The sequence below is a fragment of the Legionella drancourtii LLAP12 genome, assembly GCF_000162755.2.
GTDB lineage: Bacteria > Pseudomonadota > Gammaproteobacteria > Legionellales > Legionellaceae > Legionella > Legionella drancourtii.
In genome coordinates, this window is record NZ_JH413843.1 from 48,871 (window position 1) to 66,087 (window position 17,217).

Consider the following 17,217-nt stretch of genomic DNA (forward strand, 5'->3'; position numbering starts at 1 on the left):
CACAGCAGCACAGTTACCTGCTACTATTAAAAATACCATCAGCCATCGTGCTAAAGCATTAAGCCAACTGCGCGAACTTATTCAAAATAGATAGAACAGATCATGAATAGAGAACTTGAGGCACTCTTTGCACAGGCCTATAAATTACACCATGAAGGGCATTTGCCCCAGGCAATTAGTATTTATGAGCAGATATTAGCTCAAGACCCCAAGCACCTAAATAGCTTGCATTTTTTAGGTCTGGTGTATGCGCAAGCAAATGACCTAAATAAGGCCATCCTCTATTTAACCAAAGCACAGACCTTAAGCCCTACTGATGCCACCTTACTCAACAATCTTGCTAATGCCTATAAGAAATCGCAGCAATGGGATAAGGCCATTGATGGTTATTTACATGCCATTCAATTAAGACCAGACTACGCCCAAGCACATAATAATTTGGCCACTGTTTACGCCTTACAAAATAATTACCCTAAAGCCCTGCACCATTACACCAAAGCAGTTCACGCCGAACCTGATTTTAGTGCAGCCCATTTTAATTTAGGCCTATTATTACTGCAAAATAACCAATTAGATGCAGCCAAAACACAATTTAATAACGTGGTCGCTTTAAATCCTTACCATACTGAAGCCTATTTTTATTTAGGTGTTTTACATCTTGAAGGCAATGCGCTCGATGAGGCAGAACAAGCATTCCAACATGTTTTAGAACAGGATAGTGAACAAATTCAAGCCATTACCAATTTAGGGGTGATTGCACTAAAAAGAAAACACAATCAACTGGCAGTGGATTATTTCAGCAAAGCCTTAGCTTTAGACAATGATAATATTGATGCACGCAATAATTTAGCCGCGATCTTCATGCATCATGATCGTTTTGAAAACGCGCTCATGCATTATGATGTGCTATTGAATAAAGAACCGGATAATATTGAATACTTATATAATTCAGGTGTAGCACAAATGGCCTTGGGGCATTTAAATGAAGCCATTGTTTTTTTTGACCATGTGCTGCGTTTACAACCACGGCATACCGCCTCATTAAATAATTTAGCGGCAATTTATCTGAAGATGGAGCAACGCGAAACCTCACGTGAATACCTCAGACAAGCGCTGGCAATTAATCCTCAAGACACAGTCAGTGCGCACATGCTCCATGCCTTAGATGGTGACAGCCAGGCTGAAACCACTCCTGAGTATGCCCATAATTTATTTAATAATTATGCCTTATATTACGATCAACACATGCAAGGCACCCTGCACTATTCAATTCCGCAACATGTTGCCCGCCTAGTCCATCAGTTAGAATTATCCAAGAACACAGAAACGCTAGATTTAGGCTGCGGTACCGGTTTAACAGGAAGCGTATTGCGCGAAGTGAGCACACATTTAATTGGCGTTGATATTGCAGCAAAAATGCTAGCACAAGCAAAAGAAAAAGGCATTTATGATAAATTAGTCGAAGCAGAAATTAATGAATTTTTCCACAACAACCCGCAACACTATGATTTAATTGTCGCCGCCGATGTACTACCTTATTTTGGTGAATTAGATGCTTTATTTCAAACCATCGGACAGCATTTAAAAACCCAGGGTTATTTTATCTTTACCACGGAAATCAGCCCGAAAAATCCATGGTTCTTACAGAGCAGCGCACGTTTTAGCCATCATCCTGATTACATTAAGCAATTGGCGCAACACAATCAATTGGCATTAATCAAACAAGACAAAATTCCAGCCCGTATACAAAATCAGCATCCCTTAGAAGTAATGCTTTATGTTTTGCAAAATAAATAAATCCTCTCTTTTAGTGCCATCCGAATTAATAGATTCCCTATTATCTCAGTGATATTATCGCCCTCAAAAATCACTTATTTATCGAGGTAATAATGCAAACGATTGCTCAACTAGCTCCCAGTGAGAAAATTAAACATAAAGGTGACTTAACAATTGAAGCCCCCCAGAACCCTATTTGCAATGACACAAAGTGATTAATATTAGACGGTAACCGTCCCGGACCGTCCCCTTAAAACGGCAACACTAATTCCTGATCTAAACGATGTATTTGTACCCGAAATAACTGTTGAATTTCCTCTAAATGCAACTGATCTACAGCTTCAAAACGCGCAACTAAACACGGGGTCGTATTCGAGGCGCGTAGTAAGCCCCACCCATGCTCAAATTCCACACGTAGGCCATCAATAGCAATAATTTGTGCGGTTGTTGGAAATTGAGCTAATTCATTAAAACGTTGCATAAACAGGAATTTTTCCTTCTCGGCAATTTTAATTTTTAACTCAGCCGTATTCACGCTATTAGGGATTAATTGAAATTGTTCATTGACGCTTAACTTAGAAGCACTGATGATTTCCAACAAACGGCAGGCACTATATAAGGCATCATCAAAACCATACCAGCGGTCTTTAAAGAATAGATGCCCACTCATTTCACCAGCTAAAACAGCCTGTTCTTTTTTCATCACTCCTTTGACAATCGAATGGCCTGTAGGACACATTTTGGCAACGCCCCCAAGCGCTTTAATCTCGGAACTCAAATGGCTGGAACACTTGACATCAAACACCACGGTTGCCCCAGGGATACGACTTAAAACTTCGCGCACATAAAGTATCATCAACCGATCAGGCCAAATCATCTCTCCGGTATTGGTGACTAAACCGAGTCGATCCGCATCCCCATCAAAAGCCAGGCCCAAATCCGCTTGATGCGCAGCCACGGCAGCTTTCAAATCCATTAAATTCGCTGCAATGCTGGGATCAGGATGATGATTAGGAAAATGCCCATCGACATCACAATACAAAGGGATCACCTCACAACCTAATTTTGCCAGTACTCGCGGTATCACTGGACCCGCAATGCCGTTGCCACAATCAACAACGATTTTTAACGGCCGTTGGAGGCATATATCGTGGATAATGCATTGCTGGTACAATGGCAAGATATCTGCGGTCATTTCTTGACCTTGACCAAAGCACCTCTTCTTCGCAATCAGTAAATGGTATAAAATATCAATATCTTCTTGCACTAAAGTCTTACCCGCCAACACCATTTTAATGCCGTTGTAATTCGCAGGATTATGACTTGCCGTGACCATCAAACCACAATCAATCTCTTGGGTATGCGTTGCATAATACATGACGGGTGTAGCAACCGCACCTAAATCAAAAACATCAATGCCACTCTCCAGCAAGCCCTGTTTTAATGCCAAAGCCAAACTAGCACTGGTCAAACGACCGTCACGCGCTAAAAATATTTGCCGGCGTTGCAAGGCTTGCAGATGATACGCTATGGCAAGGCCAAGACTGTAAAAGGAGTGTTCATCCAACTCTTGACCAACAATGCCACGAATGTCATAAGCTCTAAAAACAGCCCGAGAAACTGGTTTTTGCTGGTAGACCATTAATGCCTCCCAGAGCTTCCAAATCCTCCTTCGCCACGCGAGCTTTCAGTAAAATTATCAACAAGTTCAAAAGCAGCTTGTACCACTGGAATGAAGACTAATTGGGCAATACGCTCACCAGGATTCACGGTAAAATGCTCAACGCCGCGATTCCAGCAAGAAATCTTTAATTCACCTTGATAATCCGAATCAATCAATCCCACCAGGTTACCTAAAACGATGCCATGCTTATGCCCTAAACCAGATCGCGGTAAAATCACCGCTGCTAATTGAGGATCGGCGATGTAAATAGAAAGCCCTGTAGGTAATAATACCGTTTCTTGAGGAGCAATTTGCAGCGGCTCATTAATGCAAACACGCAAATCCAGGCCAGCTGCACCATCAGTCGCATAAGTTGGTAAAGGAATGCTGTCGCCGATGCGAGCATCAAGAATTTTTAATTGAATTGCTTGGGTCATAATTGTTCCTAATTATTTATCTCATTGGCCTTCGGCTCTGTATGGACGTCATTGTGCAGAGTTGCAGCCAGGATTGCAATAATCTGTCCTGCTAATCGTGTTTTATGCGTTAACGATAGTTTGATTTGTTTGCTTTTAGTAATAACCGTAACTTGATTTATCTCACTTTCAAAACCAACCCCTTTGCCGACAGCATTGGCGACAATCATATCCAATTTTTTACGTTTTAATTTATCAGTTGCATAATGAATTACCTCGGTTGTTTCAGCGGCAAAACCCATCACAAAAGAAGCTCTAGCCGTTGCTGCAACCTGACTTAAAATGTCTGGATTTTTCACTAAGTGCAGGGTCAATTCCTCATGCTCGGTTTTTTTCATTTTTTGCAGCGCCGGTGCTTGAATATGATAATCAGCAACTGCAGCGGCGCCAATAAAAATGCAGCCATCTTGTAATTCATGCATAACAGCCGCGAACATTTCTTGGGCAGAATCAATCTTAACGAGCTTGATGCCCGCAGAACATGGCTGATCACAAGGACCACTAATTAAAGTAACTTCAGCGCCAGCCATGGCGGCCGCCTCCGCTAAGGCATAACCCATTTTTCCTGAACTGTAATTACTGACATAACGCACCGGATCAATCGGTTCACGGGTGGGTCCTGCTGTAAGCAAAACTTTTTTCCCGGCTAATAACTGGTGCACATCATATAGGCGCAAGGCGCTGATAATTTGCTCCGCTTCACTAACTCGGCCAAAACCATACTCACCACAAGCTTGAGAGCCTTCTTCGGGTCCCACAAAAATGACACCGCGCTCGTGCAACAGCGTACAGTTTGCTTGCGTTGCTGGATGCGCCCACATACTGTGGTTCATTGCCGGACAAACAAGTACGGGAATTTCCGCAACCAGGTATAAAGTAGACAATAAATCATCCGCAATACCGTGCGCCATTTTCGCAATAAAATTGGCAGAAGCTGGAGCAATCACCAAATAATCAGCCCAACGCGCCAACTCAATATGCCCCATGGCACGCTCAGCTTGCGCATCAAATAACTCGGTACGTACATCATTACCCGATAAAGCCTGCATTAATAAAGGGCTAACAAATTGCTGTGCGGATTGCGTCATCACAACGTTTACCTCAGCCCCTAGGCGCGTTAATTCGCGAATCAGATATGCTGATTTATAAGCAGCAACACCGCCGCAAACACCGAGAAGAACTTTTTTACCAATAAAATCTTGCATAATCGACCATCTTTGAGAAGAAAACTGCTGCGATCAAAACACACTCTTCACAATAAAGAAATAGATAATAATGACAAACAAAACGACCAGGGTTCATCCCCATTAACATATTAATTATAAACTAATTTGCCCTGATACGAACCTCGTTCGGCCAAGAGAAACGCTTACATTTTCCCTCAATAATGCTGTTCCTTAGCCATAACCACTGATTTTATTAAAAATTTATCTTGCATGACCTACTATTTTTGATAAAAATAACCTTGCTAAACTTCGCAATAAAGGAATAAATAATGACGTATGTCCAAACAACGCGGCAGTTAGAGCTGCGTGAAAAATTACTTACCAATGGAGTACAAAACCTCTCTGACACGGAATTACTGGCAATTTTTATCAGTTGTGGCAGTGGAAAAAAATCATGTGTACAACTGGCCGCTGATCTGCTGAAACATTTAGGTGATTTACGCGCTGTGCTCAATGCAGATCAACACAATTTCAAACAAGTACATGGATTAGGCACGGTGCGCTATGTTCAATTACAAGCAGTTAAAGAAATTTGCCGCCGCAGTGATTTTATTCAGTTACAAAAGGAAACCCAGATCACCAACAGCAAACAAACTTATGCTTATTTGAAAAAACGTCTGCGTGATCGTAAAAATGAAACCTTTGCCGCATTATTTCTCGATAACCAACATCGTATTATTGCTTATGAAGAACTGTTTTCGGGGACAATCAATACGGCAACCATTCATCCTCGACCAATCATCGAACGTGTTTTGCAACTTAATGCAGCAGCGTTAATTCTCGCCCATAATCACCCCTCAGGTATTTCTGATGCCAGTCATCAAGATATTATGGTAACTGAGCGTATACGTGATGCGTTGGAATTAGTCGATGCCCGCTTATTAGATCATATTGTCATTGGTGATAACGAGGTGTATTCCATTATTGCGGAAAGCAAATGGATTTGTAATTAACAATAGATTTCTCCTAAATCAAATAGAAGCTTTTCACTCTTCTATTTGATTTTTGCCATATACTTAACAATAAAGCGCAAAGAAGCAACCAGACTTACGCGCGGGTGAAATCAAACGAGATAACGTTTGCTATTGCTGATTGCTTTAATGCGATTGCTAATAAGCGGTCGATACCTAGAGCTACACCACTACAGGCGGGCAAGCCATGCTTTAAGGCTTGTAGCAAATAATGATCCGCTTCGACCGCGGGAAAGCCTTTTTCCTGTCTTAGATGCAGATCTTGAGCAAAACGTTGTGCCTGGGCATCGGCATCCGTTAATTCATGGAAACCATTGGCTAACTCCACGCCTTGATAATAAATTTCAAACCGTTCGGCAACACCCGCATTGATTTTGGCCAACGCAGCTTGCGAACTAGGAAAATTATAAACTGCAACCGGAGCACTTTCTTTACCCAAGAACGGTTCAACGATATGACTCATTAACAAGAATAAATACTGATCGCGATCGTGTTCTTCGGGAGGAAATACATAATCCAAATCATAGCGGACCAAAACCTGGCGTAGTTGCGCAACCGACGCCGTCAACGGATCCACATCACAGGCCTCAAGAAAAGCTTGTTGATACGTTTTCTTAAGCATCGGTTGCGCCTGCATGACGGCTTGTAAGAATAAATCCATTTCGGCCATCAAGGCATGGTGATCAATACCTAATTGATACCATTCCAGCAGGGTAAATTCAGGATTATGCCAACGCCCCAATTCATCATCACGAAATACGCGGGCTAATTGAAAAATAGGGCCACTTCCTGCGGCAAGCAGGCGTTTCATATGATATTCAGGTGAGGTTTGTAAACAATAATGAGCATCGCGAAATGTCGCTTTGATGTTACTCAAATAAACATCCGTCGTGCCATAACGTGCCATAATCGGTGTATCAACTTCCAGATAGCCACGTCCATTAAAAAAATCACGAATTGTTGCGATTAATTGCGCGCGTTGGCGTAATAAATCAATCGATGCAGAAGGTTGCCACATTTTTAGTAAAAAATTCCTAATTCAAGTCGTGCTGCTTCGGTCATGCGCTCTTGCGTCCATGGTGGTTCCCATACCAATTCCACGGTGCAATCACGAACCCCCTCAACTTGATTGACTGCTTGTTCTACCGTTCCAGGAAAGGTTTGTGCCACAGGACAGCCAGGAGTCGTTAAGGTCATTTGCACCGCTACATGAGCATCATCATCTATAGATACGTCGTAAATTAACCCCAGATCATAAATATTTACGGGGATTTCCGGGTCATAAACGCCCTTGAGCGCGGTAATTATGGCCTCTTTCATCACATCAGCATCTTGTTTTTTCTTCAAGCCAAACATAGGTATCACCATTAGCAATTCATATTTGTTGCCTAGGGGCTACTATCTTGGCCCAAATGGCAACAGCCCCTAATCTATTCCGTTTTAACCACATTCGCATCTTTGTTTAATGCCGCTTCCAACGTATGCCAGGCTAAAGTAGCGCATTTGACACGTGCAGGATAGGCCTTGACCCCAGCAAGTACCATCAATTTATCCATTAACAGCAACTGCCCTTCTTCGTTTTGCGTCAACATGTGATGGAAACGATGGAATAATTCATGGGCTTCAGCAATTGTCTTCCCTTTAATGCTATCCGTCATTAAAGAGGCTGAAGCCTGTGATATGGCACAGCCACAACCTAAAAAGCTCAACTCAGCGATGCGATCACCGTCTAATTTAGCATACACAGTTAACTTATCACCGCATAAGGGATTAAAACCATTAGCCTGCGTTGTCGCATCATCCATCGCGTAGTGATGACGGGGATTGCGATTATGATCAATAATGATTTCCTGATACAACTCACGCAAATCAGCACTCATGCAAATACCTCTTTAACTCGATTCAAGGCATCAATACAGCGATCAATCTCTTCTTGCGTATTATAGAAAGACAAAGAAATACGCGACGTTGCCGCAACCCCATAGAAATCCATCAGCGGCATAGCACAATGATGGCCACTGCGTAAGGCAATGCCTTTGCTGTCCATAATCGTACCAATATCATGCGCGTGGATTGTTTCATGCACAAAAGAAATCACCGGGACTTTCTGTTTGGCCGTGCCAATAATATGAAAACCACCCAGTGATTGTATTCCTGCGGTTGCATATTCTAATAACTCATGCTCATACGCCGCGACGGTATCTAAATCTAAAGACCATAAATAATCCATAGCCGCACCTAAACCAATGGCTCCGGCGATATTGGGGGTACCGGCTTCAAATTTTTGCGGTAATGGCGCATATTCCGTTGCATCAAAGGTGACGTAATTAATCATCTCTCCCCCACCTTGGTAAGGAGGCATTTCCTCTAAGAGTGATTCTTTACCCCACAAAACACCAATGCCGGTTGGGCCATACATTTTATGACCTGAAAAAGCATAAAAATCACAACCTAAGGCTTGTACGTCTACCGGTAAATGTGCAGTTGCCTGCGCCCCATCAAGTAACACGCGTGCACCGTATTCATGCGCCATTTCAATCATTTTTTTCACGGGATTAATCGTACCTAAAGCATTAGATACATAACTGAGCGCCACAAAACGTGTATTTTCATTTAATTTTTTAGCAAATTCTTCCAGGATGATTTCACCATCTTGAGAAATAGGTGCTACTTGTAATTTAGCACCAGTCTTCTTGCAAATCATCTGCCAAGGCACAATATTCGAATGATGTTCCATATGGGTGATTAATATTTCATCACCCGGTAAAAGACGAGGCGCAACATAGCTTTGTGCCACTAAATTAATAGCCTCAGTAGTGCCACGCACAAAAATACATTCACGTGCTGAGCGCGCATTAATAAAATGCTTTACCTTGGAACGAGCTACTTCATAAAGATCAGTAGCTCTGACACTTAAAGCATGCACACCACGATGCACATTTGAATTATCATGCTCATAGTAACGAGTAATCGCATCCATCACTGCGCGTGGTTTTTGAGTCGTAGCCGCATTATCAAAGTAAACCAAATCATAATCGTTTACTTTTTGATGTAATATTGGAAAATCATTGCGAATTGCCATGATATCCAAAGTTTCAACTAATGAGTCAATCGTGTCCATTTGCTTACCCCAATTGTTGTGTTAATAAATGGCCCATAAACTCAGCCAACTTAGGATGCGGAATAAGCCGCAAATTATCCCTCGCAAAAGCATGGATTAAGTAATGTGATGCTTCTACCCGATCAATACCGCGAGTCGCTAAATAAAAAAGCGCCTCTTCATCCAATTGTCCTACCGTTGCACCATGCGAACAGAGGACGTCATCAGCAAAAATTTCCAATTGTGGTTTGGTATCCACCTCAGCATTTGCTGAAAGCAATAGATTCTTATTCTGTTGTTGGGCATCGGTATGTTGTGCGTCTTTGGCAACCAGGACTTTACCATTAAATACGGCACGCGAACGCCCCGTTAAAATACCTTTATAATCTTGCTCACTACGGCAATTAGGCACTAAATGATGCACCGTTGTGTGGTGATCTACGTGTTGTCCTTCTGCAGGCGCATAAATACCATTCATCAGGCAGTGTGCATGTTCTTCTTGCAAATACAAACTAAGATCAGAGCGCACGCACTTGCCACCCAAACTCAATGAATGATTAGCAAATTCACTGCGCGTACTTTGTTTTACCGACAAATGCCCTAAATGATAGGCTGCTTTACTTTCGCGTTGGATTTTGCAGTGCGTTAATTTCGCGTTAGTGCCCATAAATACTTCAGTGACAGTATTGGTCAAATAACAGCTGTTTTCTAAGCCTTGATAATCTTCAACAATCGTTGCCTGGCTGCCTGCTTCCGCAATAATTACATGCCGTAAATGAACTGCTTGATTTGTTTGATCCTGTATATGACGCAGAGCAATTGGCTCATCAAGGTACACGCCTGCTGGAAGATAAATCAATACACCACAATGAATCATGGCAGTATTTAAAAAATGAAAGCCATGTTCTTGTTTTAAGATCATACCTAAATAAGGTTTTAGTAATTCGGGATGACTGATTAACGCCGCAGCTAAAGGCAACACCAGAACGCCTGCGGGCAAGGTCTTAGCAAGCACCTCCACACCAGAAATAAGACCATTGTGGATTACAATTTGCGAGGCTATGGGCAAATCCGAAGCTTTAGGCACAGCAGCTAAACCATGATGGTACGCGGCAAAGGGCTGTTTTAATAAGGCATCAACACGAGTGTATTTCCATTCCTCATCATGTCGCCCTGGAAAACCACGCTCTTGCAAATCAGCCAATGCTTTAGACTGCAACTGGGCAAGCCAAGGGATTGTTGATAAACTGGCGCTTGCCTGTTGCTGATAAAAATCTAAAATCTCGTTCATCACTGCACCATTTCCTCAAGCCAGCCATACCCTTTTTCTCTAACTCGAGTGCTAGCGTTTTATCACCGGACATAATGATACGACCATTTACTAAAACGTGAATAAAATCAGGTTCAATGTAATCCAATAAGCGTTGGTAGTGCGTCACTAAAACAATAGAGCGCTCCGGAGAACGCATCGCATTTACCCCATGAGAAATAATACGTAAGGCATCGATATCCAAACCCGAATCTGTTTCATCAAGAATCGCTAATTTAGGTTCTAAAGCTGCCATCTGTAAAATTTCATTGCGTTTTTTCTCACCGCCAGAAAAGCCTTCATTAATGCTACGGTATAAAAAGCTTTCATCCATATCCAATAAGGCACATTTTTCACGAATAAACGTTAAAAACTCAATCGCATCTAAAGTATTTTTGCCTTGGCCTTTACGCACCGCATTGACTGAAGCTTTAAGAAAATTAATATTGGTGACCCCTGGGATTTCCACAGGGTATTGAAAGGACAGGAAAATACCGGCACGTGCTCTCTCTTCAGGCGATAAAGGCGCTAAATCATTACCTAAATAAGTCATCGCACCACTGGTTACGTGATAAGAAGGATGCCCCGCTAAAACTTTAGATAAAGTACTTTTACCCGAACCATTAGGACCCATGATGGCGTGAACTTCGCCGGCATTTACAGTTAGATTAATGCCTTTTAAAATCGACTGCTCGTTCACTTCAACATTTAATTCATTGATGTTTAACATATTAACCTACCGCCCCTTCTAAACTTAAACCCAGTAATTTAGTGGCTTCCACCGCAAACTCCATGGGTAATTCTTTCAATACCTGCTTACAAAAACCATTCACAATCATCGACACAGCATCTTCAGTATCAATGCCTCGTTGTTGGCAATAAAACAATTGCTCTTCGCTGATTTTAGATGTTGTGGCTTCATGCTCTACTTGTGCTGTAGGGTTTTTAACTTCTATATAAGGAAACGTATGTGCAGAACATTCAGAGCCCATCAACATGGAATCACACTGCGTGTAATTACGTGCATTCGTCGCTGTAGGTGCAATACGCACTAAACCACGATAAGCATTATGCGCACATCCGGCGCTGATGCCTTTGGAAATAATTGTTGATCGCGTATTTTTACCAATATGGATCATCTTAGTGCCGGTATCGGCTTGCTGGTAATTATTGGTTAAGGCAACTGAATAAAACTCGCCAACCGAATCATCACCTTGCAATACCACACTCGGGTATTTCCAGGTAATGGCCGAACCGGTTTCAATTTGCGTCCAAGAAATTTTAGAACGCTTACCACGACAAGCGCCACGTTTGGTCACAAAGTTATAAATACCGCCTTTACCTTCTTTATCCCCAGGATACCAGTTTTGCACCGTAGAATATTTAATTTGCGCGCCATCTAAAGCCACAAGTTCAACAACTGCCGCATGCAATTGATTCTCATCACGCATCGGTGCCGTACACCCTTCAAGATAAGAGACATAACTATCGACATCGGCAACAATCAGTGTCCGTTCAAATTGACCGGTTGATGCCGCATTAATCCGAAAATAAGTCGATAATTCCATAGGACAGCGTACGCCTTTAGGGATGTAGACAAAGGAGCCATCACTAAATACCGCGGAATTTAATGCGGCATAAAAATTATCGCGGTAAGGCACGACAGAACCCAGATATTGCATTAACAACTCAGGATATTTGTGCACGGCTTCTGAAAAGGGGCAAAAAATCACGCCTTTCTCGGCGAGTTTCGCTTTAAAGGTGGTCGCTACAGACACACTATCAAAAACCGCATCAACAGCAACACCGGCTAACATTTCCTGCTCGCGTAAAGGAATACCTAATTTCTCATAGGTTCTCAGCAATTCGGGATCGACTTCATCCAAGCTTTTTGGTGCATTGGTTTTGCTTTTAGGAGCTGAGTAATAAGAAATAGCATTATAATCCACAGGTGGATAATACACACTGGACCATTCTGGATGCGGCATAGTTAGCCAATGCCTGTATGCTTTCAGACGCCATTCGAGTAGAAATTCAGGCTCCCCTTTAATGGCTGATAAACGACGAATTACATCTTCATTCAGTCCAGGTTCAAATGTTTCTACTTCAATGTCGGTTATAAAACCATGTTGATATTCTCTATCGAGCAGAGAATTAATTTGCTCACTGCTTTTAGCCACGATTGACTCCACTTGCTAATTGTCGGACACGCTCAATATCTCGTGCCTGCAGAGTTGGTTTTGCCAAGGTATCCAAACTCACACTATCCAACGCAGTTTCTATGGCCTGGCTGATTAATCGCCAGTTGCCCTGAATAGTACATACTCCTTGTAACGAACAGTCATTAGGCTGCAAACTGCATTCGGTGAAACCACGATGTTCTTCTAACGCAAAAATAATTTGCGATACAGAAATTTCAGTAGCAGGCCGACGCAACCGGTATCCTCCGGTCACTCCACGTACTGAGGTTAACAAACCTGCACTGGTTAAACGTTTTAAAATTTTACTTACCGTAGGTACAGCCAGGTGCGTATGTAAAGCAATATCACGTGCATTACATAAGTCTTGCGCGTGCTTGGCAAGATACACCATGACAACTGTTCCATAATCGGCCAATTTGCTGATGCGCAGCATAACACTCCGAGGGCGAATAATCTAGTACTAAATAAGTCTTAATTAAAGACAAAGTCCGGTGCTTTTCATATAGTCATCCATACTATAAATATAGTACTAAAAAAGTTCTATATACAGCAAATGCGAATGGTACCTTATTGTTACAGAGTGATGCAAATAAAATATTGCCTTATGTACAGTAAATATATGAGAACATCAATACCCCATATATTGTACAGTACCGAGATCATTATTAGGTCGAATGTTCGTACTTGAACTAAGGGCATTATATACGTATTATCTTGTTTTTGAATTTTTAAAGTTTTGCAAACGGCGTTGCAAGCTGAAACAAAACTGTTTTAGGAGCAGAACCATGGCAGCTGAGCATTACCCCGCCTCACTTGTCAGTAATCCTCTGGCTGATTCGGGAACCATATCGGTTCCACAAGGCTATTATCGCTCCAAATTATTTATTGCTCCGTTTTCAACAAATTCACTGGTTGCCGCGGCAGGCCCGTTATTATCGCTTTTGGAGCGCCTTTGTCTCAGTCCCTCGCTCCCGCCCATTGAACGCATTAGAGACAATATTGAGCATGAATTACTGGCTTTTTATAGTAAACTGAGTACCTCTAAATACACCGAACATTCAATCGGGATTGCTCATTATCTAATGTCGGCAACTATTGATGAAATCCTGGGTAAAAGTTACATGCGAGTCTATAACATGACTGCAGAATTTAAAGCATTTACTCCACTAACGCGTGATAATGCACAACCGCAAGTACGTTTTTTTGAAATCCTTGACTACGTTAAAGAACGACCGAATCAATACCTTGATCTGATTGAGCTGATTTATTTTTTCCTGATTGCCGGCTTTGAGGGGCAATATCATCTGAAAGCAGATGGACGCCAAGCATTAGACAACTATATTGAGGCTCTCTATCAAATAATACAACAGCACCGTTTTAATAAACCGCATCGTTTATTTAACGAAAATCCCTTACCCAAAATCATTAAGAAAAATTATAAAACTGCCATAATTTCGCTGGTGGCTGCTGCAGCGATAGTCAGCCTTGCTTTTTTTTCCAGCCATCTTTTATTGGAAAATAAAGCAAAAGCCGTTTTATTTGGACATTCCCAACTTGCATTGCTGGATAACTAATGGATAACTCTTTACACACACTATGTGATGCTATAAAAAAAATTCTCTCACGATTAAAACCACAAAGTAATCAACTGTCCTTTATTGTGGTTACGGGAAAAAATGCCCAAGGCAAATCCTCACTATTGAAACAAAGCAATATGGAAGAAATGCCCATCTTTAGTGAACAACATGCCAAAATTTATTTTAACCAACAAGGAATTCTGATCGAATTGGGTGAAGGTTGGTTCACCAACAGTAAAACCTTATTACAAAATACCCTCAAACAACTAAATCGCTGCAACCACTACCTTAAAATTACCGGTTTAGTATTATGCATTGATGTTAATGACCTATTGACTACCGATCGGGCGCAGTTTACTGAACAAAGAAAGGGGCATTTGCAGTTATTGGAACGCTGGGGGATTAATTTAGGTTATACAATCGAATTAGCTTTAGTAATTACCAAAATGGATGCCTTAGCCGGCTTTACTGAGTTTTATCAGGGAGATCATGTCACTGATTTAGCCAAACCACTAGGTTTTTCCTTAGATTGCTTGAATGAATTAAACAAAAAAATCGAAGCATTTACTCTACAATTTAATCAATTAATGGAAACGCTGGGACAGCAAGTGATTAGCAAAATGCACCCTGCTCGTTCCACAATGAGACGCAGTTTAATTCGCGAATTTCCTATCCAGTTTGCAGGCTTACGTGCGCCCATTCATTCACTACTCCAAGGGATTTCACCCCGCCTTTTTCATCTGCACTCCATTTATTTTACCAGCGCCGAACAAGGTGGTGTTAGTGTTGACCGCTTAACCAAGAAAATTCAACACGAATATGCACTGGTAGTACAAGATAGCTTCCCTCAGGCAACTAATTTTAGGGCTTATTTCGTTGAAGGTGCGTTAAAAACCGTACAGGAACAATGCAGTCAAGTACCGCTAGCACGAAGATTTTCCCAAAAACCGTTGATTGCACTTACAGCTGGTATTGCAGGAATTACGTTATGCATTTTAAGCTACCACCATTATAAAGCCGTACACCTGCTGGATGAGGCAAGCAAAGAATTACTTGCTTATGACACCTTAAATAGTCAAAAAGATAAAAGCAAGCAAGCGCTGTATCATCTCTCCATTGCAGCAAAAAAAATGACCCACATTGCCAGCAATTCATTGTCGTTGCCTACAGTGCATCAATTAAAAACTAATTTACACCACAATACCGAACACCGCTTACATGGTGAATTTTTACCCTCATTAGCGGCGGAGCTTGAAGAGGTCATTAATAATCCAGGGAATACCCCCATTGTTCGTTATGATGCCCTTAAAGTGTACCTAATGTTAGGCCAACCTGAGCACTTCGAGGCATCACCAATCCAAGATTGGTTTACAGTGCGATGGCACAATCTACCCGCAGGAGCGCTGCAAAAGCAATTAGCGCTACTCAAGCAATCCTTAAGCAAACCACCTAAAGAAATACTCATAAAGCAACGAGTGGTCAGTGATGCGCGTAATTATTTAAATGCCTTACCTACCAGTTACCTCTATTATTCCATTGCCAAAGAATCCTTCCCGAAAAACACGCAAAAAATTGCTGTTGATGGCTTTATTTTGGCAACCCAAGAATTGCCTGTTTACTATACTAAAACAGGATTTAATGAAATCATGCAAAAAATTCCTGACATCAGCCGCAGCTTACAAAAAGAAAACTGGGTGCTGGCGCGACAAGATTTAGCTAATCTACCCAGCATGTTAACGCAAGCTTATGGCTTTGATTACGTTACCTGGTGGCAAACGTTCATGCGTAAATCACAACCAGCACATTATCAGGACTATCAAGAAGGACGTCAGGTTGCCAAGAGCCTGGAGCAATCGCATGCCATCACCAATTTGGTTCATTTAATCCAACAAGAAACCAATGCGGATATGACTGAAAATGCCTCTCCTTTTAATCAGTTAATTGCAAATCAATTTACTGATTTGAATTTAATGAGTTTTTCCAGCACGAAAGAATTAAGTTTGAAAATTATGGACTTAGAGCGTTTTATCTCGACCTTATCCATGATTAATGATGGCGGTAAAACAGCATTTAATATTACGCGCTCCCGCTTTGTCAGCGATGCCGCATCTGATCCGGTAAGCTTACTCTACAATCAAGCCCGCCAATTACCCGAGCCATTAAGTACTTGGGCAAAACAGCTCGCGAGTGAAACCTGGACGCTCCTTATTAGAGACAGTCGACATTACATTAACCAGCAATGGCAACAAACAATTTATCAAGAATTCCAAAATAACATTGCCAAACGCTATCCTTTTGATGCCACACAGCAAGAAGAAATAGCGATCAATGATTTTAATCACTTTTTCTCGACTAATGGTTCATTAAATACCTTCATTGAAAGTTTTATAAAACCGTTCCTGGATGTTTCGAGTGCCGAATGGAAACCCAAAGCGGCCAATGATACCGTCTTGCCTATAGCTCCAGAAACACTCGATGAATTAGTCCGTGCGAACATTATTACGAATATGTTTTTCCCCTATCAAAGCAATGAAAGCAGGATTGAATTTAGTTTGCAAAAAATTAATCTCGATCCGGTGGTTGCAAGTCTGGTGCTTGAGATTGGTGAAACCAGATTGACAGATAACCAAAGTAGTGAATCCCTAATTCGTTTTACCTGGCCACAAGCAAATGCCAAACTAGCTCTGGATTCCATTGAAGGCCATCACTATGAACTAGCAGAGCAAGGAACCTGGGCCTTGTTTAAGCTCTTGGAAAAAGTGAATGTTTTAGTCGATGAACAAGACAGTTCCAGTTTACAAATTCTCTTTGAAGTGAACAGTAATTCCGGGCGTTATTTATTAAAAACTAATAATCAGGTAAATCCATTTACTCCAGGAATTTTAAATGGCTTTATTTTGAATGAAGCCATTGTATAA

Annotated in this window: 14 protein-coding genes and 1 pseudogene; 4 read left to right on the forward strand and 11 right to left on the reverse strand. The window is 41.6% G+C overall.

Features of this window, described 5'->3' with window-relative positions; all coding sequences use genetic code 11:
- Positions 1-102: 102 nt before the first annotated feature.
- Positions 103-1,797 carry a tetratricopeptide repeat protein gene (locus LDG_RS13595; protein ID WP_006871981.1) on the forward strand — a complete coding sequence of 565 codons (1,695 nt, stop codon included), beginning with the start codon at positions 103-105 and terminating at the stop codon, positions 1,795-1,797.
- A 229-nt stretch (positions 1,798-2,026) separates the two neighbouring features.
- On the opposite strand, the gene LDG_RS13600 is transcribed toward LDG_RS13595, so the two are convergent.
- The 3 genes from LDG_RS13600 to coaBC are packed head-to-tail and all read right to left on the reverse strand — an operon-like array spanning position 2,027 to position 5,120.
- Complete coding sequence (locus tag LDG_RS13600) at positions 2,027-3,418, reverse strand: phosphomannomutase/phosphoglucomutase (RefSeq protein ID WP_006871982.1); 1,392 nt, start codon at positions 3,416-3,418, stop codon at positions 2,027-2,029.
- Positions 3,418-3,876: a dUTP diphosphatase gene (dut, locus tag LDG_RS13605; RefSeq protein ID WP_006871983.1), complete on the reverse strand. Its 459-nt coding sequence runs from the start codon at positions 3,874-3,876 to the stop codon at positions 3,418-3,420. Before dut ends, LDG_RS13600 begins: the two co-directional genes overlap by 1 nt.
- An 8-nt stretch (positions 3,877-3,884) precedes the next feature.
- Positions 3,885-5,120: a bifunctional phosphopantothenoylcysteine decarboxylase/phosphopantothenate--cysteine ligase CoaBC gene (gene coaBC, locus LDG_RS13610; RefSeq protein ID WP_006871984.1), complete on the reverse strand. Its 1,236-nt coding sequence runs from the start codon at positions 5,118-5,120 to the stop codon at positions 3,885-3,887.
- 290 nt (positions 5,121-5,410) lie between these two features.
- Between coaBC and radC the strand changes: the two genes are divergently transcribed.
- Positions 5,411-6,094, forward strand: a complete 684-nt coding sequence (gene radC / locus LDG_RS13615) for a RadC family protein (RefSeq protein WP_006871985.1) — start codon at positions 5,411-5,413, stop codon at positions 6,092-6,094.
- Between the two features lie 94 nt (positions 6,095-6,188).
- Here the strand turns inward: radC and epmA are convergent, their stop codons facing one another.
- The 8 genes and pseudogenes from epmA to LDG_RS13655 form a co-directional block, all read right to left on the reverse strand.
- Positions 6,189-7,130, reverse strand: a complete 942-nt coding sequence (gene epmA, locus LDG_RS13620; protein ID WP_006871986.1) for an elongation factor P--(R)-beta-lysine ligase — start codon at positions 7,128-7,130, stop codon at positions 6,189-6,191.
- A 2-nt stretch (positions 7,131-7,132) separates the two neighbouring features.
- Positions 7,133-7,468 (reverse strand): SUF system Fe-S cluster assembly protein, encoded by a 336-nt coding sequence (locus LDG_RS13625; protein ID WP_006871987.1) that lies wholly within the window; start codon positions 7,466-7,468, stop codon positions 7,133-7,135.
- Between the two features lie 74 nt (positions 7,469-7,542).
- Positions 7,543-7,992, reverse strand: a complete 450-nt coding sequence (gene sufU / locus LDG_RS13630) for a Fe-S cluster assembly sulfur transfer protein SufU (protein ID WP_006871988.1) — start codon at positions 7,990-7,992, stop codon at positions 7,543-7,545.
- Complete coding sequence (locus LDG_RS13635) at positions 7,989-9,233, reverse strand: cysteine desulfurase (protein ID WP_006871989.1); 1,245 nt, start codon at positions 9,231-9,233, stop codon at positions 7,989-7,991. Before LDG_RS13635 ends, sufU begins: the two co-directional genes overlap by 4 nt.
- Positions 9,234-9,237: 4 nt before the next feature.
- On the reverse strand, positions 9,238-10,503 hold the full coding sequence (gene sufD, locus LDG_RS13640) for a Fe-S cluster assembly protein SufD (RefSeq protein ID WP_040535975.1): 1,266 nt from the start codon (positions 10,501-10,503) through the stop codon (positions 9,238-9,240).
- Positions 10,503-11,251, reverse strand: a pseudogene (gene sufC, locus LDG_RS13645) (Fe-S cluster assembly ATPase SufC). The gene sufD and the pseudogene sufC overlap by 1 nt, the downstream one beginning before the upstream one ends.
- A 1-nt stretch (position 11,252) precedes the next feature.
- On the reverse strand, positions 11,253-12,701 hold the full coding sequence (sufB, locus tag LDG_RS13650; protein WP_006871992.1) for a Fe-S cluster assembly protein SufB: 1,449 nt from the start codon (positions 12,699-12,701) through the stop codon (positions 11,253-11,255).
- A complete protein-coding gene (locus tag LDG_RS13655) occupies positions 12,694-13,155 on the reverse strand; it encodes an SUF system Fe-S cluster assembly regulator (protein WP_006871993.1) in 462 nt (153 codons plus the stop codon). The genes sufB and LDG_RS13655 overlap by 8 nt, the downstream gene beginning before the upstream one ends.
- 352 nt (positions 13,156-13,507) lie before the next feature.
- Here LDG_RS13655 and icmH point away from each other — a divergent pair, with 352 nt between their 5' ends.
- Both icmH and icmF read left to right on the forward strand, forming a co-directional pair.
- A complete protein-coding gene (gene icmH, locus LDG_RS13660) occupies positions 13,508-14,296 on the forward strand; it encodes a type IVB secretion system protein IcmH/DotU (protein ID WP_006871994.1) in 789 nt (262 codons plus the stop codon).
- On the forward strand, positions 14,296-17,217 hold the full coding sequence (gene icmF / locus LDG_RS13665; RefSeq protein ID WP_006871995.1) for a type IVB secretion system protein IcmF: 2,922 nt from the start codon (positions 14,296-14,298) through the stop codon (positions 17,215-17,217). The genes icmH and icmF overlap by 1 nt, the downstream gene beginning before the upstream one ends.